The sequence below is a fragment of the Sphingobacterium sp. UBA7038 genome (assembly GCF_002494055.1).
Classification (GTDB): domain Bacteria; phylum Bacteroidota; class Bacteroidia; order Sphingobacteriales; family Sphingobacteriaceae; genus Sphingobacterium; species Sphingobacterium multivorum.
In genome coordinates this window covers 1-21,412 of record NZ_DLAV01000022.1, presented here as the reverse complement: position 1 = coordinate 21,412, position 21,412 = coordinate 1, and the positions used below count along the sequence as shown (strand labels likewise).

Below are 21,412 nucleotides of genomic sequence, written 5' to 3'. Positions count from 1 at the left end.
CGATAAGGTTCATTTCCTTCAATTGGTGAAACATACACTGATCTGCAGCATGGTGAGATCCTTACTGAAATTTTATTTAAATTTGACCATTTAATGGAAGATGAACCTTGATATTTATAATGTTAGTATCTTAACAATTTCATTGAAGCCTCTTTGTTGTGCGTGTTGCAACGGGCTTGTGCCATTGAAGTCCGGAATATCTAATTTTGCTCCGGCATCTTTTAGAATCTGAACGATTTCCTGATATTTTTTGCTTCCGTCACCGAGTATAATTCCTTCCATCAAAGCGGTCCATCCTAAGCGATTGACATGATCTAACGGAAAATTTTTAGTATTGGCCAATAATCTTACCGTTTCTACATGTCCACGTTCACATGCCGGTATTAAAGCTGTGCCATTATATCGATTAAATAAATCAAAGCGAGCACCGTGATCTAAGAAAAGCTTGACGAGTTCAACTTGCCCACTTGCTCCCGCGTATAAAAGTGGGCTATCCATATTATCAGCCTGAATGTTGACATCGGCGCCATATTCTACCAATAATTTGGCCATTTCAAGAGCTCCATTGTTTGTAGCGATAAGTAGAAGAGTACGTTTGTTCGCATCTTTGCTGTTTACGTTGGCCTTATTTTCTAGTGCTCTTCTTACTCCCTGCAGGTCATTTTTGATGACCAATTGAATAATCTCTTCCTGGGACGAATTTTCAGTATAGGAGTTTTCTGTTAATGCCGATCGGCACGAACTTGTTATGCTCATCATGATCAGGAGTATTAAAGTCGTTTTCATCATTCTATTATGCTGTAATTTTCGATAAACTGTCGAATAAGTTTGACGTCTAGTACAAAAATAGGAGATAGGGCTGTTTTTACAATGTGGTTTTCATTCCATCTGTTGGACAATTTATTACAAGCGTGGATCTTAAATTTCGCTATTATTGGTCAAACACTGGCTGAAAGTGTACTCGTGTAGCTCCTGCTCACACACAATGTTAAGTCAAAGTTTGCGTTGTGATAAATTGTTCAAGCTTCGAGATGTATTCTGCAAAACATCCAGAAAAATCATCGCGACCTTTGTTTTGGTCATACTAAGTCATAAATGCGGAAAAAATAATACCGTTTCCATTGTCTAGTAAATTTTAGAAAAAAGAATATGATCAAAAGAAATATGAAAGCTAAAACATATATTTTAAAAAACGTACGGCTTGAGACGGGATTCGAGTTTGATGGAGAGGAAGTAATAAGTACAAATACCGCTTTATGCTGTGTAGAAGTTGAAGCGGGTAAGATCAAAGGAATCAAACCAAATACCCCAAATGCCAATGGAATCGATGCAAAAGGACATTTGATGTTGCCGGCCTTTAAGGATATGCATGCCCATTTGGATAAAATGTTGTTTGGTTTGCCATGGGAAGCAGTATCTCCCACGCGGCATACCGTAAAAGATATGATCGCGTATGAGCAAAAGATGATTCCTGAATGGTTAAGCACCTCGGTCGAAAGAACGGGCAAAATGCTGAATTTTCTGCAGGCATACGGAACTGATTTTATTCGTTCGCATTTCAATGTTGATCCAACATCTGGACTAAGATCGCTAACAAATTTAGAAAAGGCGCTTGCATCAAAAAAAGACACGGTAGACGTGGAGCTGGTTGCTTTTCCACAGCATGGTCTCTATTATACGGATACCTTACCCATTTTGAAGGATGTTGCAAAACTGGATGCTGTTAGTTTCATCGGTGGAGTAGATCCGTACTCTTTGGACGGAAGTATTGAAAAAAGTATGGAGCAGATTACCCGGTTGGCGCTTGATAACGATAAGGGAGTTGACATACATCTCCATGAAATGGGAGAAAGTGGTCTAAAGACAATCGACTTTTTGATCGACCGAACATTGGAAAACCCCCAATTAAAAGGAAAAGCTTTTGTTAGCCACGCTTTTGCACTTAGCCGTCTCGCAAATGTCGAAGTCGAAAAAATTGCGGCGCGTCTTGCCGAGGCGGGCGTGGGAATCGTCTCCTCAGTGCCTTTTGGCAATATGATTATGCCTATTCCGACACTTCGAAAATATGGTGTGGAAGTTTTGATTGGAAATGACAATATTCAGGATCACTGGAATACCTTTGGTTCGGGAAACATGCTCCAGAAAGCGAATCTAATTGCTGAGCTGTATGGCTATGGAACAGAATTCGGCTTATCCAGAACACTCGCTTTCGCCACACGTTACAAATTGCCTTTGGATAATAATGGAAATCAACAATGGCCGAAAGTGGGCGATGAAGCCAGTATGGTTTTTGTTGAGGCAAGTTGTTCTGCTGAAGCAGTTTCTCGGATTTCACCTGTGACTTCATTGATTCACAAAGGCAATATTGTGTTCTAAAGGACGCCACTATCGGATAATGATTGCGTTCCGAACGCTAACTGCCTTCGGGATTCCAGCAATGTGTCGTTTCCTAAATGCCCAACCAATTGTACGTTATTGCGTGGAGAAATATTGAAATTAAGAGAACAATTTTGTTGAAGAGCCGGTTATCCTCATAACTGGCTTTTCACGTCCAAGGCCTTGCTGTAGAACAGATGTTTTTAAGGAGTGGTCATTTGTAATTGAGGCGAGAATAATGTATGTTGGATAAAAAATAATTTATACGATGGAATTTTCACCATTTAATGAAGTTGTCAAACTTTGTCTAAAAGGAATACAACTGGAAGAAAGCGGTAGAGCGGAAGAATCACTGTCATTTTTTATGCAAGGTTATCGGGAGGCAAGTGATGACCATGAAAAGTTTTTTGCGGCTTATTTTGTATCGCGGCAACAAAAATCGCTGTCTGATGGTCTGAAATGGCTACACATAGCCTTAGAGCATGCATTGGTAATCAACGATGACCGGACGACCAGTGCATTACCCGGATTGTATTTGAAGATTTGCGCCTGTTACACAGGCTTAGGAGAAGAAGCAATGGCAAGTGAGTATGCTCGGCTGGCCTCTTCTTATAAAAATATCCCCTTTGATAAGGGACCTTTTTATCATGGGACAAAAGCAGATGCACAAATCGGCGATTTATTGGTTCCAGGCTTCAATTCCAACTATCAAGCTGACTTAAAAATGAACCACATTTATTTTACAGGCTTGATGAATGGGGCTGGACTTGCAGCGGCACTCGCAAAAGGTGAGCGTAGCGAGCGCGTATTTATTGTTGAACCTACCGGTGATTATGAGCATGATCCCAACCTGACGGATCAGAAATTCCTCGGAAATCCGACACGTTCCTATCGATCTGAATTTCCATTAAAAATTATTGGTGAAGTTGCTAATTGGGCAAAACCCGGCACTCAGGAACTTGAAAAATTTCGTGATAAACTAGACGAGAGTGGCGGCGACATTATCAATTAAGAAATCACGAGTGCCTGCTCCGGCAATCGGAGTTATGTCTTACTGATAACAATCTTGCTGATAACTTCGAAGGCTGAAATTCGATAATCGTCGTCAAAAAATAAACCATTGATATAACGTTGGATCGGATAGAACAGATCGGCTGGCGTATCGCCGAAAAAAGTTTTGAAATCGTTCGGAATAGAATACAGGTAATTGTATTGCCCTTTGCCCAAACTGATTCCGCCGATCTTTTTTAAATAACCGGTTATCTTATGTTTGTATCTATTGGAAAATGCTTCTTCCGTTTCTATGAAATAATCTTCAATATAAAAATTACGGATATCCTGAAGACTAAGGACGCTGTTTGGAGCAGGTTTGATACGTCTTGAATAGGATACATCAACCAAAATACAGCTGGCTTTACGGGCTTGGGTGAGATCGATAAAGTAGCCTTCATCGACCATAAGATGTTTACTGTCTTTATATACGCCGAGAAGCATTTCATTGATCTCGCGATCTGAATAATCTGCTATGTTAGAAGATCTTCCCAACTTTTCAAATGCGAGGCCACTGTCACTCCAATTTTTTCTAATTCTATTAAGCTCGTGCTGTTGAAAAGTTTTTATTTTCTCCATATATAATTTGTCTAACCTTACTTTTGGGAGTTTAAAGATAATTTTAAAACTTTACTTTCGTCAATCTTATCGGTTACTAAGTGCAATTTGAATCAAATCTAATTTAACGGAGTCTTTGTTTGCTGCTGTAGAAATGCGCGGACGCGCTATGTTGAGGAGGGAAGATCATATCGATTCTCGGTACGATGCAATGAAGGAAGAGCCATCTGTATTAACAAATGGCTCTAATAGTTTTTATTTTACAGCCTTAAGTAGGATATCTAAGGTGAATTCATCATCGATAGCGCGATTGCCTAAGTCGGAGAAAAAGCTTGCTGAACGATACTGTATATCAAAGTCCAGTCGATTTACTTTGACTCCGATAGCTTCAGCGGAAAGCCCATCTGCAGTTGTGGTGACTTTTGCTGGAAAGGAGATCGATTTTGTTTTATTCTTGATCGTCAGATTGCCTGTTATGATTGGATTGCCTTTGCTATTATCAACCTTACTGATGACAAATTTACTGTTGGGATAGGTAGGCACATTGAAGAAATCTTCATTTTTTAGTTGCCCGGTCAATTTAGGTGCATCAGTACAAGCCATGGAATTCATATCTATGGTAAAACCACCGCCGGTAATTTTCCCTTTTTCTGTCTGTACCGTTCCTTCTTGTATATTGATTGTTCCCACATGTCCTCCGACAACTTTTTTAGCATTCCATTTGATTGTCGAATTTTGCGTGTTCACTTTGTAGCTTATCTTTTGGGCGAAAGCCATTGATGTTAAGCAAATAATTGCTAGCGTTAGACTGGTTCTTTTCATTGAAATGATTTATATGAACTCAAATATACATGGTCTTGTGCGGATATTTCTATGTTTAAACTTGTTTTTTTGTTTGCGGAGTGTCAATATTGTGTTTGCCTTGCTCTATTCGTCATCAATACCCGCTAACTTAGTACAATATAAAAAGGGGATCGGAGATATCTTCGCATCCAAATTGTGGTCTATAAAAAAAGATAATATGATTAAGTCGAAAGGTTATGCGGCGAAAGACAGCAGTTCTCCACTTGAATACTGGGAGTTTGAAAGGAGGGAGCTTGGTGCAAACGATGTTTTAATAGATATCTTATACAGCGGGATCTGTCACTCCGATATTCATCAAGTACATGACGAGTGGGGTGGTACACAGTACCCAATTGTTCCCGGGCACGAAATTGTCGGTCGGATAAGTGCCGTTGGTAGTGGAGTGACTAAGTTCAAAAAAGGAGACCTGGCAGGTGTCGGTTGTATGGTGGCTTCCTGTGGCGAATGCGATAACTGTAAGTCAGACCAACAACAGTTCTGTTCGGAAAAGAAGACCGTCTGGACTTACAACAGCAAGGATGTGATGCATGATCACAGCTATACTTTTGGTGGTTATAGCAATAATATTGTTGCGGATGCGGACTTTGTGCTGCATGTGCCGGAATCGTTGGATATTAAAAAGGTGGCACCGCTACTCTGTGCTGGAATCACCACCTATTCGCCATTAAAAAGATGGAATATTAGCAAAGGACATAAAGTTGGTGTGTTGGGCTTAGGTGGATTGGGACATATGGCTGTTAAAATTGCAGTAGCAATGGGAGCAGAAGTCACAATGATAAGCCATTCTCCACGTAAGAAGGAGGATGCGGCTCTACTTGGCGCACACAAGTTCTTAAATACGCATGAGGCAGATGAAATAAGAGAATTCTCATCGTATTTTGATTTTATTATTGATACCGTATCGGCACCGCATGATTATAACCTCTATCTTGCATTATTGAAAACAAAGGGAGTTTATATTTGTGTGGGGATTCCAGCTGCGCCCATGGAAATCAATGGACGCTCAATTATGGGGGGAAATAAGATCCTAACGGCTTCCAGCATTGGGGGAATACAGGAAACTCAAGATATGCTTGATTTTTGTGCTGAACATAATATTCTACCCGAAACAGAAATGATTGATATCGACTATGTAAATGAGGCTTATCAAAGGGTATTGGATAGTGATGTAAAATATCGTTTCGTAATCGACATGTCGTCTATTGAAAAGTAATCCAAGAACAGGTCGGTTAAAGAGCCGACCTATTTTTTTAATCGCAATAAAATCTTTACGCGTTTTGACAATTGGATTTGAAGAATGCTGACATGATTCAAGATGGATACCGTAACTTTAGCTTGAGCTTTTCAGCTGGAAAGGCTTAGCTATTTTTTTATTTAAAGGAACAATAAAATAGATAATTTCAATGAAGAAGGTAGAAATACAGCACACAGATTTGCAGATAGCTCCAATTAATTTTGGTGGGAATGTTTTTGGCTGGACATTAAATGAGCAGCAATCGTTTGAAATGTTAGATAAATTTGTAGGAGCAGGGTTTAATTTTATTGATACGGCAGACACCTATTCGTGGTGGGTAAATGGAACCGGAGGGCAGTCCGAAGAAATTATTGGAAAATGGTTAAAAAGCCGTGGTAACCGTCAAAATATAGTAATTGCAACAAAAGTCGGATCGGAGACCAAGGAACACGGATATGATATCTCAAGGAAACATATCTTGAAATCGGCTGATGAATCATTACGACGGTTGGGAGTAGATCATATAGATCTATACTATACCCACTTTGACGATAACATAACCCCCGTGGAAGAGACGTTGTCGGCTTATGCGGACTTAATAGAGGCAGGCAAGGTACGTTATATCGCCGCTTCCAATCTATCGCCAGCGCGTTTAACGGAAAGCTTTGATGTAGCAGAGAAAAACGGTCTTCCCAAATATGTTGCGTTGCAACCGCATTACAATTTGGTAGAGCGTGCAGGTTTTGAAACAGATTATGCGGGCTTGGTCGAGAAGTATGGGTTGAGTGTATTTCCATATTGGTCGCTTGCAGCAGGTTTCTTGACCGGTAAATACCGTACTGAAACTGACTTTGATAAAACGGCAAGGGGCGGTGGGATCAAAAAATATTTTGATGCTAAAGGTAAAGCTGTCCTGAAAGCGCTCGATGCTATCTCCGAGAAGCATGAGACAAAACAGGCTACTGTAGCATTAGCATGGTTGTTGGCTAAACCGCTGATTACCGCTCCCATTGTGAGTGCCACAAGTGAGCGTCAATTGGATACGCTATGTGCGGCGCCGGCTCTTAAGTTGGATACAGAAGATATCGAATTATTAAACGAGGTCAGCAATTAAAATACCGGTAAAAGAGCAATCACAAAATCCCTACATTTCTGAGGGATTTTGTTTTTATTGAGAAGTCGTTCTTGATAGACGGTGGAGATAGCTTATGTATTTTAACAAGTTTATCGTAAATTGGACGCTAAATTGATCTTATGAAACGGTTCCTGATATTATTTTCTTTTATGCTTTTTGGCAGAAGTTATGCGCAAATGCCTACACCTTATGAACGGGGCAATGGTAATCAATCCACAACATTTGAAGAAATGCGGGCCTACTATCAGGAATTGGCGGAGAAATATACATCAATTCATTATGAAACAAAGGGAGAAGACGATAACAATAAACCAATAGATGTGGTCGTATTTAATCCGTTTGGAAAGACACTGGAAGTCGCTAGGAAAGGGAAGTGTATTTTATTGGTCAACAACGGTATTCATCCCGGAGAACCCGATGGTATTGATGCCACTATGATGCTCATGCGGGATTTGGCGACAGGAAAGGTAAAGGCACCTCAAAATGTTATCGTTGTTGCGCTCGCGAGTTACAATGTCAGTGGGATGTTAAATCGTGGGAGCTTTTCCCGAGCTAACCAAAATGGCCCTGAAGAGTATGGCTTTCGTGGAAATGCAAGGCATTATGACTTAAATAGGGATTTTATTAAGACAGACACTAAAAACTCGCGCAGTTTTCAGCAGATTTTCCACTGGGTCAAGCCGGATGTTTTTATCGATAATCATGTGAGCAATGGGGCCGATTATCAGTACACTTTTACTTATATCTCAACAAACAAAGAACGTCTGGGAAACCTTTTAGGTAATTATTTTAATAACAACATGCAAAAAACCTTACTGAAAGATCTCCAGGAGAAAGGGTTTATGTCTGTTCCCTATGTTAACATCCACAACGATGTACCTGATGGTGGTTTTCCAACTTTTATGGATTCGCCAAGATATGCAACAGGTTACACCAGTCTATTTAATGTCATCGGAACCGTGGTGGAAACACATATGTTGAAACCTTATCAAGAACGTGTCAAAGCGACTTATGATTATATGCGTTGTAATCTGGATTTTATGGAACAGCATTATAAGGAGATTAAACAAAAAAGAACTGAAAACCTCAAGCAATATCAAATAGGGGATAAATATGCCATAGCATGGAAGCTTGATTCATCGAAATATGAACCACTGGACTTTAAGGGCTTCGAGGCAAAATATAAGCCGAGCGATGTCTCCTCGAAAGATAGATTGTGGTATGATAGAAACGCTAAGTTTTCAAAACAAGTTAAGTTATATAATACCTATGTTCCGACAAAAGAAGTAACTATTCCATCGTATTATGTCATTCCGCAGTCTGAATGGGAAATTGTTAACTTGCTAACACTCAATCAGATCAAAATGATTCCGCTAAAACAAGATACGGTAATAGCGGTGGAACAGTATCGAATTAAGGATTTCAAGACAACTTCAAGTCCTTATGAAGGGCATTATTTACATTTTGATACCAGCCTCCTCCGGGAATCCAATAAGGTAAACTTTCGTGCTGGTGATTATTTAGTCCCCTTGAATCAGGACGGTGTAAAGTTCTTGCTGGAAACTTTAGAACCTGAAGCAATAGACTCTTATTTTAATTGGAATTTCTTTGATGCGATCTTAGGACAGAAAGAATATTATTCAGCATATGTTTTTGAAGATACAGCAGCCAAACTTCTAAAAGAGAATAAAGATTTAAGAGCTGCCTTTGAACGCGAGAAGATGAACAACCCTAAACTTGCTGCGAGTAGTAGTGCGCAGCTGGATTGGATATACAAACATTCACCTTACTATGAAGAGTCACATCTTCTTTATCCTATTTATCGCATCAATTGATCACGGTGATTTTTGATACACAAGGCTGCGTTCGTTACAATATGGCTATCTTATAAGTATATCCAGGGTAATACCAATGAACATTATGACGATCAAATAGGAGATAAAGCCTATTATTAAAGCGGCAAATGCTTTGAAATAGCTGATCTTTTTAGTCTTATCAAAAAACTGTCCCATGGCCCAGGAGTAATATGCAAAGGTCACCAATGTTGCGTATAAGATAAAACGCTGGTGGGTTATACCATCAATTATTGCAAAAAAAGCATAAATTAACATCGCCATCCCCATAATAAAACATAATAAGATGATGATTTCAAAAAGATTATAGCCGTATTTTTTAAAGAATAATTTAGTCCAAAGGGCGATAAAGAATCCCATGATAATGTTAGCATAACCATAATGATCTTGTAGCCATCGGAAGATGTGGGTCGTGATGATGAGTTTACTTTCAATACCATGGCTGTCGATTGACTGCATATACCGTTCTTCAGTATGGAAAAAGTGGGCAATAATTGAGTACACTAAAGAGGTTACTATAACAAAAATAATAGGTTTGACCAGCCGGCTACGATTCTCAGAAATGTAGTTTTGCACATTCTTCCCCGGCGCTGTTACCAATCCGCTAATGGTATAGAGAATGCCGCGTTCAAAGTGAAGCACATGTTCTATTTCATGGGTGATATAATGCGCATCTATTCTTTTCAGCGTTGCAGGTTGGCCACAATCGGGACAAAATTTTGACGTAATGTCTGTACCGCAGTTTTTGCAAGTTATCATGTTGAAGTTTTTCTTTAGGTAATTAAGGTTAGGTACTCTATATCATTTTTAAAGCCTATAAAGGCAAACTTTCTTTACGGACCATTTTATTGGAGGTATTCAGCAACTTCCACAAGCTTGTATTTGGGGCTCCGTTGCAAAAACTCACCAAGAAAAGCTGCGTGAGTAGCACCGGTGATCAGCAAAATACGATCTTGCGCCGTGACAGGGATCTGATTTAAATTGGAGAGTATCCGTAGATTTCTTCCGTAAAATTTAGTGGCTTCGTCTGCTCCTTCAAAATTACCTTTTGTACTACTGTAGGTTAAGATATCAGCGTTTACATTGATAAATTTTTGCAGGGTCTCTTTGTGATTAAATACCTTTAATTTATCTAAAATGGAGAGTTGGTCAATATGGGTGAATTCCTTCATGATTTTTCCCATGTAGTTTTTATACGTTACAGTATCCACCTGGTTCTCCAGTTCATTGGCAATGTTGTAATTATATGCTGCAGTTTGTTGTTCATCAATTCCATAAATTGTTTTTACCCCTGCAAGTTTGCCAACTTCATAAGCGATTAACGCTATTTCACCACCAAACTTAGCTTTATGGCCTTTGTCGTCGATAAAAGATCTGTAGTCACTGTTCAATTCTTTGTTTTTTTCAGAAATGACTTCTACGCAAATGATGGTTGGTTTAAAATCAGCCAACAGTTTGGCTACATGATAAGTTTCTCTTCTGTTTTTTTGATCTTTTTCATCAAATTCTACTTTATGGGCATCAGGGGTATAGCTCATGTGAAATGTCCCAAAATTTAAAACTTCGATTTTCTGCTGTGCGTAGCTGTTCCCAAAAAATAAGACCCCAAGGGCGATTCCAATATTTCGAATCTGTATAGTTTTAATAAGCATCTGTGTAAGAAATGGATTTATGTTTTTTCCGGCTTTTCGTTCAGTTAGCTGTATTTTTCTAGCTGTTTTGTCCAAAAGTATTACAGTTTGTCCAAATAAAAGCTACACTTGAGTGTAGTTTTATTTAACTTCGAAACTTAGAATTTCGTTATGGATTTTAACGCGCTATTTTCACAAAAAAATAATGTTGATCGTCTTTCAGAAAAGGACATCCTGCAGACGCATGGCTATATTGAGCTTGTCAAAGCTTTCTCACGAATTACTTACCAGAGTATCTATCTAATCGATTATCAGGCCAAAAGCTTTGAGTTTGTTTCAGACAACCCGCTGTTTCTCGCTGGTTTAACAGCCACAGAGGTGATGGAAATGGGCTATGGCTTTTATCAAAAATATGTTCCGTCCGATGATTTCCGGATGCTCATTACGATTAACGAAGCGGGGTTCAGTTTTTACGAAAAAATACCCATAGAGGAACGGAAGCTTTACGTTATATCGTATGATTTTCAGATACAAAATGCGCATAACAAATTTATTTTGATTAATCATAAACTGACGCCGGTTTTTTTGACAGAAGAGGGGAAAATATGGAAGGCAATTTGTATCGTATCTTTATCCACCAATGTGTCTTCGGGCAACGTGACGATCGAAAAGTTCCACTCCAACTTAGTTTGGGAGTTGGATCTGTTGACTGGGAGATGGAACTCCCAAAAAAAGATTAACCTTACCGAACGTGAAATAGAAATTTTACGCTTTTATCATCGCGGTCTGACCATTCATGAAACTTCCGAAAAAATTTTCGTTTCCATTGACACGGTGAAATTTCATCGGCGAAAATTATTTGAAAAACTGGGGGTAAGTAACATGAATGAAGCATTGGTTTATGCATTGAATAATAGGTTATTGTAACGATGGCTTGACGGATGTTGAAATGTTCAGGGCAAGCGCCTCAATCGAGGCGCTGCAGATTATTTTTTTACCAATAGGGGCAAGTACTTCTCGTAGCCCTGTGCTTTCATCTTGTCTTTTGGAATAAATCGAAGTGAAGCACTGTTTATACAATAGCGTAGACCACCTTTATCTGCGGGTCCATCGTTAAAAACATGGCCGAGGTGTGCATCACCAGTTTTGCTGCGTACTTCCGTTCTGCGCATCCCGTACGAATTGTCGGCGTGTTCTTGAATCAAGCTATCGCTAATTGGTTTGGAAAAACTTGGCCATCCACAGCCCGATTCAAATTTATCTGTTGAGACAAATAAGGGTTCTCCAGTTGTGATATCGACATAAATGCCTTCCCTAAATTCGTCATTATAGGCGTTGTCAAATGCGCGCTCTGTTGCACTGTTTTGTGTAACATCGTATTGCAATGGAGTTAACTCCTTCTTCAAGGTCTCCTTGTCAGCTTTTTTATACCTGTTCTCAATGTTCACTTTCGCTTTTTCGGGGTTGGCATTTCGTGCAAGTTCAAATAAATCAGGGCTTATATGGCAATAACCACCGGGGTTTTTGTCCAGGTATTTTTGATGATAAGCTTCAGCATTATAGTAATTCTGTAAAGGTTCTATTTCCACCACTATTTTGCTCCTGTATTGACTTGCTAAAGCAGCTATTTGCTCTTTGATAACAGCAGCATCGTCGGCATTGGTATAATAGATGCCTGTACGGTATTGCGTACCGATATCGTTGCCTTGTTTATTCAGTGAAGTTGGGTCAATTGTTTTGAAGAAAAGGTCTACGAGCAGCTTTAGATCGACAAGCGCTGGGTCGAAGTTTACCTTTACGGTTTCGGCAAACCCGGACGTTCCTGTCGAAACTTGTGCATAAGAAGGGTGCTGAAGGTTTCCATTGGCATAGCCAACTTCCGTTGCGGTGACCCCGCGCACTTGTTTAAAGAAGTGCTCAGTTCCCCAGAAGCATCCTCCTGCAAAATAGACAACATGATCTTTTTGATTTGTAGTATTCATAGTATTTTGTGTTGACGGTTTTAAGTCTTTCCCTTTTTGTGAAAAGCAAACCTTGCTGATCAGAAATAAGCCGGTCGCTATAGCAAGGAGGACGAATAAGTGTTTCATGGTATGGATTGCTACATGAAAGAAACAACATTGTTTCTTTCATGTAGGCTACAAACACCGTACCTTTCTGGATGTTTAACTTAGAAGATATAAACAGTTTTGACTCTAATAGATTCTTTTTACAATTGGAAGACGAAATAAGTCTATGAAAGGTATGTCCTGACAAAAAGACCTTTTAGCTAAACTTCGCCAGCTGTATCTCTGTGTAGCTGTCTCACTGTGGCTATAATAGCCTGTTTGTCGTAGTAATAAAGTTGGTGAAGCTGTTGCTGTGTACCCTGTACTGCGAACGAGTCGGGCAAACCAAGACGTTTTAACGTAGCCGAGTAACCATGTTCCACCATAAATTCAAGCACTGCGGTGCCCACTCCACCTGCGATACATCCATCTTCGATGGTGATGATAGACGAATATGATTGGAATACCTCATGTAATAACGCTTCGTCGAGCGGTTTAAAAAACCGGAGATCATAGTGCCCGACGTGGATGTCCTCCTGGAGCAGCTCGCAGCAGGCGTCCTGTGCATATTGACCAACGGGTCCAAGAGAGAGTAGGGCAATGTCTTTACCTGAACAAAGTCTTCTTCCTTTTCCCATTTCAAGTCTTTTATATTTGTCGGATTGCTTCTCTTGGTTACCTCGACCTTTTGGGTAGCGGATTGCAAACGGTCCGTCGAGAGCGATGTCCTGAGCCGTGAACAACAAATTTTTAAAGTCTGTAAGCGTCATGGGGGAAGCGCCCGTAATGTTGGGTATGCATCGGAGAAAAGCAATGTCGAATGCCCCCTGATGAGTGGGGCCGTCGGGACCGACAACACCGGCCCTGTCAATACAGAACACGACTGGCAATTTCTGCAAAGCGACGTCGTGGATAAGCTGATCATAGGCGCGTTGTAAGAATGTCGAATAGATAAAGCAGAAAGGAAGTAGTCCATCGGCAGCAAGGCCAGCAGAAAAAGTAACGGCATGCTGTTCGCAGATACCAACATCAAAAACACGGTTGGGCATCTGCTGTTTCATTGCGGTTAGCCTGCTGCCGGAAAGCATCGCTGGGCTAATAGCCATAATACGACTATTCCTTCGGGCCAGCTGTGTCAGCGTTTCGCCCAGCACCTGCTGAAAAGTCTCGTTGTGGAGTTGCGGTAGCTGGTGTTCTAACCGTTCACCTGTCAGTTTGTCGAATTTCCCCGTGGCATGCCATTCTGCCTTATTTAACATGGCCGGTGCAAAACCTTTTCCTTTCTGCGTCACACAATGTACTATTTTGGGCCCCATTATATGCTTCAACTGCTCGAATATTTTGATAAGCTTATGGAGATTATGCCCATCCACTGGTCCAAAATAACGTATACCTAAGGCCTCAAAAATATTGCTTGAAGCAAGTAGTCCCGTTTTTATCAGTTTCTCTATTTTTCTAATCGCAGCAATTGACCATTGTGCCCGATCCTTATTACGCGACAGCAGCTTTGATCTGTGATTTGAACTGATTATAGGCTTGCCCCGAGGTCAGGTCGGTCAGATAATTTTGTAGCGCTCCCGTACCGGCATCAATAGACATATTGTTGTCATTTAATATAATCAATAGGTCGGGCTGCTCGAAACCAATATTATTTAAAGCTTCGAATGCTAGACCGGCAGTCATGGCGCCGTCACCGATAACAGCGATGTGTTGACGGTTATGATCACCCTTATACCTGGCCGCGCAGGCCATACCCAGAATTGCTGATAAGGATGTGGATGAATGACCAGTACCAAAGGCGTCAAAGTTATTTTCTTCCATAACAGGAAATCCGCTGATGCCATGTAGAAGCCTGTTCGAATGGAAGCGAGCCGCTCTACCTGTGATTAATTTATGGACATAAGCCTGATGACCAACGTCCCATATCAATTTATCCTCAGGGGTGTTAAACACATAATGTATTGCTATGGTAAGTTCTACAACACTAAGGCTTGAACTAAAATGACCGCCATGTGTAGCAATATGGTCAATGAGGAGGTTCCTTAATTCCTGACCTAATTCGGGTAATACCTCCTGTGGAAGAGCTCGTAATTCACTGGGGCTGTTGATTTGATAATTACCTGTCATTTCTTTTTTAGACAAATTTAGATTGATTAGATTTGCGATACAGGTACAGTATAGGTAAAAGTGATCAATACAGATGAAGAACTATAAATTTGAAATCTTTACACAGGCAATCGAGAAAAATATAAAATCAGGGGTCTATAAACCCGGACAAAAGCTACCTTCAGTACGTGATTTTAAAGATTATTATGGTTTAAGTATGAGTACTGTTCAAGCTGGATACGAATATCTTATGATTCGTGGCCTAGTGGAAAGCGTTCCGAAATCTGGCTACTATGTCAGTGCGAAAAATGAAATGCTGGCAGAACCAGGAGGGCATGGTCGTCCACCAATAGTAAGGGATGCTGTCTTTGAACAAAGGCTGGGCCTGACAACAGCGTCACCTTTGGGGCGGGGTTTTTCGGAATTTAATGTTGCGGCTCCAGGGGATCTCCTTGTTCCGCAAAAACTTTTACTTCGGACGATGCAACAGGTCATTCGGGAACTAGGGGCAGGATTGCTACGCTATTATCCGTCTAATGGCTCTGTACAATTGAAGGACAACATTGTCAGCCGTGCGGCCTCTCATCAGACCTTGCTGCATACAGATGAACTGCTGATCACAGATGGCGCTTTACAGGCCTTGTATATCGCCTTGGCAGCCGTATGCGAAGCCGGAGATATTGTTGCTGTGGAAAGTCCATGTGTATTTTCTGTATTGGAGGTCATTCGGGTGCTCAAACTGCGTGTCATTGAAGTTCCTGTTCTGACTAAAGAAGGCTTCGATATTGATTTTTTTAGAAGAGCATGTCAAAGAAGTGCTGTAAAAGCCGTCGTGCTAACACCGAATTTTCATAATCCAACAGGTATTTTGCTTGCAGATGAACAGAAAATTGCTTTATTGGCGATTGCTCATCAATATCATGTTGCTGTTATCGAGAACGATATATATGGCGACCTAAACTTTCACGGGAGTAGACCATCTACTTTAAAACAATTTGATGAAAGCGGATTGGTGATGACTTATTCATCTTATTCAAAAACCCTGGCACCTGGAATTCGACTGGGCTGGTTAAGCACAGGGCTATTTCTGAAAGATGCCGAACAGATCAAGTTTGCGTTGGGCAGTACAGTTTCCCCTTTGAATCAGGAGACTGTAAGCCGTTTAATCGGCAGCAGTAGTTACGATCGGCATATTCGTTCACTGAAGATGCAACTGGCAAAAAATGCCTATCTAGCCACCAACCTAATCGCTTCCAGTTTTCCCGAACAAACCAAAGTGATTGCCCCGGCAGGTGGATATAGTCTTTGGGTTAAAATGCCCGAAAGTACAGATATGTCGGATTTTTATGCGCAATGTGAAAAAATTGGTGCGAGATTCACACCGGGTTATACGTTCTCTTTTGCGAATACTTTTGGACATTATTTTAGGTTGGTCATCGCGGATAAATTTTCTGATAAACGAATTGAAGCGATCCAGCATATAGGTCGGTATTTATGTGGGAACCTGTAGCTGTACTGATGCTAAATGAATAATGTGTATCGAATAATAGCAAGTGATAGCATGTACATTTGTTTGTTTAATAGGAGATGCATATATGAATATAGTTACAAAATTTACGGTGGCAACAGAGCAGGGAATTGAAGCGTTGTCGATGATCACCAAAACACTGGCGCTAGAAAAATTCGCCAACTTAGTGGAGCCAGCTGAACTGGAACATTACATCGCTGACAATTTTAATTCCAGAACACTTGTCAACGAAATAAACAGCATGTCAAACCAATGGCTGGTGGTGTATGCCGACGATCAACCAATGGGTTATGCAAGAATAACCTCGAAAGGGCAGAAACCGGATGCCCTGGCAGGTACACGTGCGATTCGAATCGCGGACTTTGGTGTCTGCCAACATGCAGCTCGGCAGCAAATGGAGACATCTTTAATGGACAAATGTCTTGCCGTCTGCAATCCCTATGACGTGATATGGGTGAATGAACCCATAATAAGTTCGTCGATAGGATTTTTTGAGCAGAATGGATTTATAAAACAGCCAGGGATTAGCAGATTCGAGGGATTGGCCTTGGAATCAGCAATATATCTTAAGGCGACCTCATAGTTCAAAGGAACTTTATCGTGAAGTTTAAACAAAGCATAATAATGTTTAGCAAAAAAAGTGCACAGATTAGTGCGCTTTTTTTTGTTTAATGATAGATATTTTAGTTTTATAATGTGTATTTTTAGTTTTTAAAAAGAAGGTGTTTGTCAAACTTTAACAATATCTTTAAACTAAAAAATATCGTTTATAATCCCTTTTCATAATTGTTTAATGAAGAAAATAGTTATAACGCTTCTATATCTTTGGTTCTGTGTATTCGCATTTGGGCAAGAATTTAAGGACATAAAGCCAGAGAGTATCGTTCAGTACTTTAGTGAAATTAAAACTGCGGCTAAGATTGGTTATTCGTTGTGGAATAGGGATTTATATGATAATATTATTTTGGTAAACCCTGATACGCGGCAGCTATTTAGTAATAACTCTGGTGCCGATAGTTCGTTTGTGCAATACAAAAATAGCTATATCGGTAAATTACCCGATAGTGTAAATATTGCCAATACATCTTTAACGTGGAATGGGCTTACTTGGGCGATGATTATGCTGCCTTTATCTAAAGATTATTATACACGGATCAATTTGTTGGCCCATGAATTGTTTCATTCAACACAATCGGTTTTGGGATTTGTTCAAAATAACAGCGAAAGTATCCATCTCGACCAAGAGAATGGACGAATATATTTACGTTTAGAATTGGAAGCACTTAAAAAGGCGGTTTGTTCAGACGCGCAAGATGAACAACGAATGCATTTGAAGGGTGCTTTGATTTTTCGGAAGTATCGAAATTCACTTTTTCCAGGTTCTGCCCACATTGAAAACCAATTGGAGCTTAATGAAGGAATCGCAGAGTATACCGGGCTAATGATTAGTGGGAGAAACAAAGAAAAAACAAAAAAACATTTTACTAATGTTGTAGACAGATTTTTCTCGAATCCCACTTATGTAAGGTCTTTTGCCTATAATACCACGCCGATCTATGGTTATATAATGAGTTTAAAGGATCCGCTTTGGAACCAAAAGATTTCAGTAAATACGGATTTAACCGCATTTTTTATGCGCGAATTGAACATTGAGGTTCCGAAAGATCTTGCGGCAACAGTAAAAGTCATAGCAGCGAAGTATAACGGGAACCTGGTATTCAGAGAAGAGCGGCTACGTGCGGAAAAAATAAGAAAGCAAATCGCATTTTATCGTTCCTTGTTTGTAGACCAGCCTCATATGACTATAAAATTCGAGAAAATGAATGTGTCTTTTGATCCGAGAAATATCCTTCCAATCGCAGATTTGGGAACTGTTTATCCAACCATAAGGATTACTGATAACTGGGGGATTCTTGAAGTCAAAAGTGGAGCGCTTATGGGGCCCAATTGGGATAAAATAACAGTTAGTAGGCCTACAAAAATCGAAGGGCAACGCGTAGAGGGTGAGGGCTGGGTGATGCAACTCAAAGATCAGTATGCCGTGCAAAAGGACGAACCGCTGAATAACTACAGGCTTATCAAAAAGCAGTAGATACACTATCTTGATTTTTTGTACTATGCAGCTTTACCAAATCAGCATTAAATACTGGTAAATATAGGAATATCGCCCAAATTTCATAAAAAGCTTACCCTATGCTATTCAATTTTTAGCTATCGATCGGGAGATAGCTTCGAGTTATTTTTTAAATATAATCCAGCGCATTTAATGCCCTAAATTTTCGGGGACTCAGACCGGTATGCTTTTTTATAAACCGTGTTAATGATGCTGAAGAACTAAAACCATAATACGAAGTCAACTCTTTAATCGGAATTTCAGTGGTAGCAAGTTTTTTGGCAATCTCACTTGCGACAATTTCCTTGACGATCGTGCTGGGTGAAGTTTCACTGCTTGAAAGTGTCAATCGATGTAAGGCCATTCTTGAAACGTTGAGCTTTTTCAAGTAGAATTGGAGATCCCAGTGATTCTGAGGATACTGGTGAATGAGTTTTTTAAATTCTACTATAATGGGGTGTTCCGCTAGCGGTGCTGAATTTTGATCCAATTGATTTAATGTTTCTTTTTGTTCCTTTATGTTATTTTTCATGTTTTAAGATAATCGCTTGTTATTGATTCACTATAGTGTTCTGAGGCTATAGTTTAGATTAAATGTTTCATCAAACTTTTTTGAATACAAGCAAAATTAGGGTATTAATTTCATAGTGTACTTTTCGAAATTAACGATTCGCTTTTTAAAATTATAATTTTTTATAATTGATTCTGGTAAACTGAAGCGAAGCAGATTATCCTTTGAAAAATAGAAGGATAAATTAAAACTTGGCTCCGAGAAGAGAGAAATCGTTTTTTTGTTCTATTTTCTGATTTCATTTTTCTCTTGTTTTATTTTGTATTATTCTTTGTAATATAGGTTTTTACGTATGTTATCTTTATTAAAAATAAAACTATGAAATACGTTGATTATAACCTTTGGTTATACTGCTTTTTTTTAGGTTTTTTAGGATTCACGTCTAATTAATCCACTTCAAGTCATCTTCATCTATAATTTAATCATGGTTATTGAGATGATCATGCGCAGCTCCGCTAGTGCTGGATGATGGAGTGTTCGAGCGAATAGCGTTAGATCTGAGCGATTAGTTTGAATAACATCTAGCTTCTATCGCGGTACAGAATAAGGTTATTACTCGATTCTTGTCATTTTTTATAAAATATACTTTCTTTTGGGTTATTTGATGTTTGTCTAAGCGAAAAGGTTTTCGTTGATTGTGCAAACGTTTGATCTGAAGCAGTTGATTATTTTTCTGTACAATATATTATATCTTGCTTTAAGATTATGAACTAATACTTTACCGAAGGTGAAGAGAATTCTTTGTATGGATCATCTTGTTTCAAGTTTTGTGGAATCCTAAATCGATAAAAAAAATAAAAAACTTCGAAACAGCCGCTGAGGCTTTGTAGGATGATCGGAAGAAGTGCGGACAATTAATACAATTTATAAACTTTATTTAAAAATTATGAGAAAGACCGTGTTTTCCTTAATCACGATTTTAGTGATCGCTATGAGCATTTCCTGCCGGAAAGATGGCAGCTTAATGTACACCTTACCAAACGATACCGGCGCAGAATCCTTAGCAATAGCGGATTCGGTCCAACTATTCAACGTAAGTCCTTCGGCCGCAACGGAGGCTGATAGACTTCAATTTCGAGCGAATCACAATGAAATGCAAATGACCGGATTTTATGTGGCGCCAAACAGTACCATAACCATAAACGTAAAAGTCAACTCGGGTACTACAGCAGCACGCTTAGCGATCGGGACGCCTTTTAGAGATAATATTCGACCAGTCCGGCAGTATTTCAATCTCCAGGCAGGTACGCAAACTTTCACAGTGGATCAATACGGGGGATTGGTTTATGTGATTTATACAGCTGATAATTATACAACAACTGGAGAAATCGAGCTTTCTTTTGGCAATGGATTTATTCCGGTCCCTTACTTTCAAAAGGGGATAACCTCCCATGAGCAATGGGTAGCTACATTGGATTCGTTGAAAAGTACCGTTCCGGATGTCATCTTCTCGTCGGATCACACCATTATGGTAGCCAAAATTGCCGATGCCCTGTTGTACAGGGACGAAGATCAACAGCTGATTGTTAATAGACTGGATTCAATTATTGACTTTTCCAATCGGATCAGTGGCTTGAATGGTACCAGTGGAGTTCATGCGATACCTTACAATAAGCATCTGATTACCGTGAGGGATTCGAGTGCTGGAGGCTATATGGCAGCCGGTATTTCTATTTATTTTACCGATGCCTTATCTTATCGTATGTTGCAGCCAAAATATCTGTCCAATACAAATGGATGGGGAATATGGCATGAGGTCGGCCACACCTATCAACAAAAAGCTTGGACCTGGGGCAATCTGACAGAAACAACCGTGAATGTCTATTCCCTAGCCAGCGAAAGGGGATTTGGATTGCCGGTAAGTCGAGTGACAGCCAATAATTCCTGGCCTAAATTGACGACTTACTTTCAAAAAAATATCGCTGATCGTAACTTTAATTTGGGGGATAATGATTTGAAAATGATTATGTTTCATCAACTCTGGTTGGGATTTGGCGACGATTTTTACATCAAACTTAGCAAAACTACGCGCGAGAACAGGCCCGCAGTTTCGACAGATGCAGAGAAAATGCGCTATTTTATGCTGTCTGCATGTCAGATTGCTCAAAAAGATCTCTCGGATTTTTTTAGAAAATGGGGGTTTAAAGTTGATGAATCTGTCTATACAGCAATAGCTGATTTGAATTTGCCAGCGCCAATGCAGGATCTAACTACTTTAAGAGATTAAACATTCTTAAATACCCTGTTGGACAGGATAGACGGATAGAAACAAGTACGTTATCGCGGAAAAAAAATTAATCGTTGTTTTACAATAAAAACATGGAAACACTTGCGTCCTAAACGTT

The 21,412-nt window shown here is 39.8% G+C and carries 19 protein-coding genes and 2 pseudogenes; 10 read left to right on the top strand and 11 right to left on the bottom strand.

All coding sequences use genetic code 11. The features are described from left to right. Nucleotides 1–114: 114 nt before the first annotated feature. The gene (locus tag B3H30_RS14745) at nt 115–759 is read right to left on the bottom strand and encodes an ankyrin repeat domain-containing protein (RefSeq protein WP_201303541.1); all 645 of its coding nucleotides are present in this window, start codon (nt 757–759) and stop codon (nt 115–117) included. A 390-nt stretch (nt 760–1,149) separates the two neighbouring features. On the opposite strand from B3H30_RS14745, the gene B3H30_RS14740 reads away from it, so the two are divergent. Both B3H30_RS14740 and arr read left to right on the top strand, forming a co-directional pair. Next, nucleotides 1,150–2,376: an amidohydrolase gene (locus B3H30_RS14740; RefSeq protein ID WP_175441938.1), complete on the top strand. Its 1,227-nt coding sequence runs from the start codon at nt 1,150–1,152 to the stop codon at nt 2,374–2,376. Nucleotides 2,377–2,644: 268 nt separating this feature from the next. Then, entirely contained in the window at nt 2,645–3,388 is a 744-nt protein-coding gene (gene arr / locus B3H30_RS14735; protein WP_083295751.1) for an NAD(+)--rifampin ADP-ribosyltransferase, read from the top strand. Nucleotides 3,389–3,420: 32 nt separating this feature from the next. On the opposite strand, the gene B3H30_RS14730 is transcribed toward arr, so the two are convergent. Together B3H30_RS14730 and B3H30_RS14725 are read right to left on the bottom strand one after the other, a co-directional pair. Continuing rightward, on the bottom strand, nt 3,421–4,005 hold the full coding sequence (locus B3H30_RS14730) for a hypothetical protein (protein WP_070561069.1): 585 nt from the start codon (nt 4,003–4,005) through the stop codon (nt 3,421–3,423). A gap of 234 nt (nt 4,006–4,239) precedes the next feature. Continuing rightward, a complete protein-coding gene (locus tag B3H30_RS14725; RefSeq protein WP_070561068.1) occupies nt 4,240–4,806 on the bottom strand; it encodes a YceI family protein in 567 nt (188 codons plus the stop codon). Between the two features lie 199 nt (nt 4,807–5,005). On the opposite strand from B3H30_RS14725, the gene B3H30_RS14720 reads away from it, so the two are divergent. The 3 genes from B3H30_RS14720 to B3H30_RS14710 all read left to right on the top strand — a co-directional run bounded on the left by B3H30_RS14720 (nt 5,006) and on the right by B3H30_RS14710 (nt 9,052). Beyond that, nucleotides 5,006–6,061 carry an NAD(P)-dependent alcohol dehydrogenase gene (locus tag B3H30_RS14720; RefSeq protein WP_070561202.1) on the top strand — a complete coding sequence of 352 codons (1,056 nt, stop codon included), beginning with the start codon at nt 5,006–5,008 and terminating at the stop codon, nt 6,059–6,061. A 190-nt stretch (nt 6,062–6,251) separates the two neighbouring features. After that, nucleotides 6,252–7,196, top strand: coding sequence for an aldo/keto reductase (locus tag B3H30_RS14715; RefSeq protein WP_070561067.1), 945 nt, complete (start codon nt 6,252–6,254; stop codon nt 7,194–7,196). Between the two features lie 140 nt (nt 7,197–7,336). Then, complete coding sequence (locus B3H30_RS14710) at nt 7,337–9,052, top strand: hypothetical protein (RefSeq protein WP_070561066.1); 1,716 nt, start codon at nt 7,337–7,339, stop codon at nt 9,050–9,052. Between the two features lie 45 nt (nt 9,053–9,097). On the opposite strand, the gene B3H30_RS14705 is transcribed toward B3H30_RS14710, so the two are convergent. Continuing rightward, nucleotides 9,098–9,829 (bottom strand): DUF3667 domain-containing protein, encoded by a 732-nt coding sequence (locus tag B3H30_RS14705; RefSeq protein WP_236560211.1) that lies wholly within the window; start codon nt 9,827–9,829, stop codon nt 9,098–9,100. Nucleotides 9,830–9,915: 86 nt separating this feature from the next. Continuing rightward, nucleotides 9,916–10,722, bottom strand: coding sequence for a DUF5694 domain-containing protein (locus B3H30_RS14700; protein ID WP_070561200.1), 807 nt, complete (start codon nt 10,720–10,722; stop codon nt 9,916–9,918). Nucleotides 10,723–10,872: 150 nt separating this feature from the next. Here B3H30_RS14700 and B3H30_RS14695 point away from each other — a divergent pair, with 150 nt between their 5' ends. Then, complete coding sequence (locus B3H30_RS14695; protein ID WP_070561065.1) at nt 10,873–11,628, top strand: response regulator transcription factor; 756 nt, start codon at nt 10,873–10,875, stop codon at nt 11,626–11,628. A gap of 59 nt (nt 11,629–11,687) precedes the next feature. Here the strand turns inward: B3H30_RS14695 and msrB are convergent, their stop codons facing one another. The 5 genes and pseudogenes from msrB to B3H30_RS14675 all read right to left on the bottom strand — a co-directional run bounded on the left by msrB (nt 11,688) and on the right by B3H30_RS14675 (nt 14,891). Continuing rightward, a complete protein-coding gene (gene msrB, locus B3H30_RS24775) occupies nt 11,688–12,107 on the bottom strand; it encodes a peptide-methionine (R)-S-oxide reductase MsrB (RefSeq protein WP_349676162.1) in 420 nt (139 codons plus the stop codon). A gap of 108 nt (nt 12,108–12,215) precedes the next feature. Further along, a pseudogene (gene msrA, locus B3H30_RS24770) lies at nt 12,216–12,683 on the bottom strand (peptide-methionine (S)-S-oxide reductase MsrA); the annotation flags it as partial. Nucleotides 12,684–12,970: 287 nt separating this feature from the next. Continuing rightward, nucleotides 12,971–14,041 (bottom strand): transketolase C-terminal domain-containing protein, encoded by a 1,071-nt coding sequence (locus tag B3H30_RS14685; protein WP_254667630.1) that lies wholly within the window; start codon nt 14,039–14,041, stop codon nt 12,971–12,973. 54 nt (nt 14,042–14,095) lie between these two features. After that, nucleotides 14,096–14,188: pseudogene (locus tag B3H30_RS14680) on the bottom strand (1-deoxy-D-xylulose-5-phosphate synthase N-terminal domain-containing protein); the annotation flags it as partial. 52 nt (nt 14,189–14,240) lie between these two features. After that, nucleotides 14,241–14,891, bottom strand: coding sequence for a 1-deoxy-D-xylulose-5-phosphate synthase N-terminal domain-containing protein (locus tag B3H30_RS14675; protein ID WP_254667629.1), 651 nt, complete (start codon nt 14,889–14,891; stop codon nt 14,241–14,243). 58 nt (nt 14,892–14,949) lie between these two features. On the opposite strand from B3H30_RS14675, the gene B3H30_RS14670 reads away from it, so the two are divergent. The 3 genes from B3H30_RS14670 to B3H30_RS14660 all read left to right on the top strand — a co-directional run bounded on the left by B3H30_RS14670 (nt 14,950) and on the right by B3H30_RS14660 (nt 18,475). Next, entirely contained in the window at nt 14,950–16,365 is a 1,416-nt protein-coding gene (locus tag B3H30_RS14670) for a PLP-dependent aminotransferase family protein (RefSeq protein WP_070561063.1), read from the top strand. An 85-nt stretch (nt 16,366–16,450) separates the two neighbouring features. Then, on the top strand, nt 16,451–16,966 hold the full coding sequence (locus tag B3H30_RS14665; RefSeq protein ID WP_070561062.1) for an N-acetyltransferase: 516 nt from the start codon (nt 16,451–16,453) through the stop codon (nt 16,964–16,966). A 210-nt stretch (nt 16,967–17,176) separates the two neighbouring features. Next, nucleotides 17,177–18,475 (top strand): hypothetical protein, encoded by a 1,299-nt coding sequence (locus B3H30_RS14660; protein WP_286834552.1) that lies wholly within the window; start codon nt 17,177–17,179, stop codon nt 18,473–18,475. Between the two features lie 151 nt (nt 18,476–18,626). Here the strand turns inward: B3H30_RS14660 and B3H30_RS14655 are convergent, their stop codons facing one another. Beyond that, nucleotides 18,627–19,028, bottom strand: coding sequence for a helix-turn-helix domain-containing protein (locus B3H30_RS14655; protein ID WP_070561060.1), 402 nt, complete (start codon nt 19,026–19,028; stop codon nt 18,627–18,629). Nucleotides 19,029–19,953: 925 nt separating this feature from the next. On the opposite strand from B3H30_RS14655, the gene B3H30_RS14650 reads away from it, so the two are divergent. Next, nucleotides 19,954–21,294 (top strand): M60 family metallopeptidase, encoded by a 1,341-nt coding sequence (locus B3H30_RS14650; RefSeq protein ID WP_201639170.1) that lies wholly within the window; start codon nt 19,954–19,956, stop codon nt 21,292–21,294. Nucleotides 21,295–21,412 lie beyond the last annotated feature (118 nt).

Bases quoted from the DNA above. Each gene is read 5' to 3' on its own strand.
- B3H30_RS14655 (WP_070561060.1), bottom strand. From the start codon at position 19,028: ATGAAAAATAACATAAAGGAACAAAAAGAAACATTAAATCAATTGGAT.
- B3H30_RS14650 (WP_201639170.1), top strand. From the start codon at position 19,954: ATGAGAAAGACCGTGTTTTCCTTAATCACGATTTTAGTGATCGCTATG.
- B3H30_RS14720 (WP_070561202.1), top strand. From the start codon at position 5,006: ATGATTAAGTCGAAAGGTTATGCGGCGAAAGACAGCAGTTCTCCACTT.
- B3H30_RS14660 (WP_286834552.1), top strand. From the start codon at position 17,177: ATGAAGAAAATAGTTATAACGCTTCTATATCTTTGGTTCTGTGTATTC.
- B3H30_RS14695 (WP_070561065.1), top strand. From the start codon at position 10,873: ATGGATTTTAACGCGCTATTTTCACAAAAAAATAATGTTGATCGTCTT.
- B3H30_RS14710 (WP_070561066.1), top strand. From the start codon at position 7,337: ATGAAACGGTTCCTGATATTATTTTCTTTTATGCTTTTTGGCAGAAGT.
- B3H30_RS14665 (WP_070561062.1), top strand. From the start codon at position 16,451: ATGAATATAGTTACAAAATTTACGGTGGCAACAGAGCAGGGAATTGAA.
- B3H30_RS14725 (WP_070561068.1), bottom strand. From the start codon at position 4,806: ATGAAAAGAACCAGTCTAACGCTAGCAATTATTTGCTTAACATCAATG.
- arr (WP_083295751.1), top strand. From the start codon at position 2,645: ATGGAATTTTCACCATTTAATGAAGTTGTCAAACTTTGTCTAAAAGGA.
- B3H30_RS14730 (WP_070561069.1), bottom strand. From the start codon at position 4,005: ATGGAGAAAATAAAAACTTTTCAACAGCACGAGCTTAATAGAATTAGA.
- B3H30_RS14705 (WP_236560211.1), bottom strand. From the start codon at position 9,829: ATGATAACTTGCAAAAACTGCGGTACAGACATTACGTCAAAATTTTGT.
- B3H30_RS14670 (WP_070561063.1), top strand. From the start codon at position 14,950: ATGAAGAACTATAAATTTGAAATCTTTACACAGGCAATCGAGAAAAAT.
- B3H30_RS14740 (WP_175441938.1), top strand. From the start codon at position 1,150: ATGATCAAAAGAAATATGAAAGCTAAAACATATATTTTAAAAAACGTA.
- B3H30_RS14715 (WP_070561067.1), top strand. From the start codon at position 6,252: ATGAAGAAGGTAGAAATACAGCACACAGATTTGCAGATAGCTCCAATT.
- B3H30_RS14700 (WP_070561200.1), bottom strand. From the start codon at position 10,722: ATGCTTATTAAAACTATACAGATTCGAAATATTGGAATCGCCCTTGGG.
- B3H30_RS14745 (WP_201303541.1), bottom strand. From the start codon at position 759: ATGATGAGCATAACAAGTTCGTGCCGATCGGCATTAACAGAAAACTCC.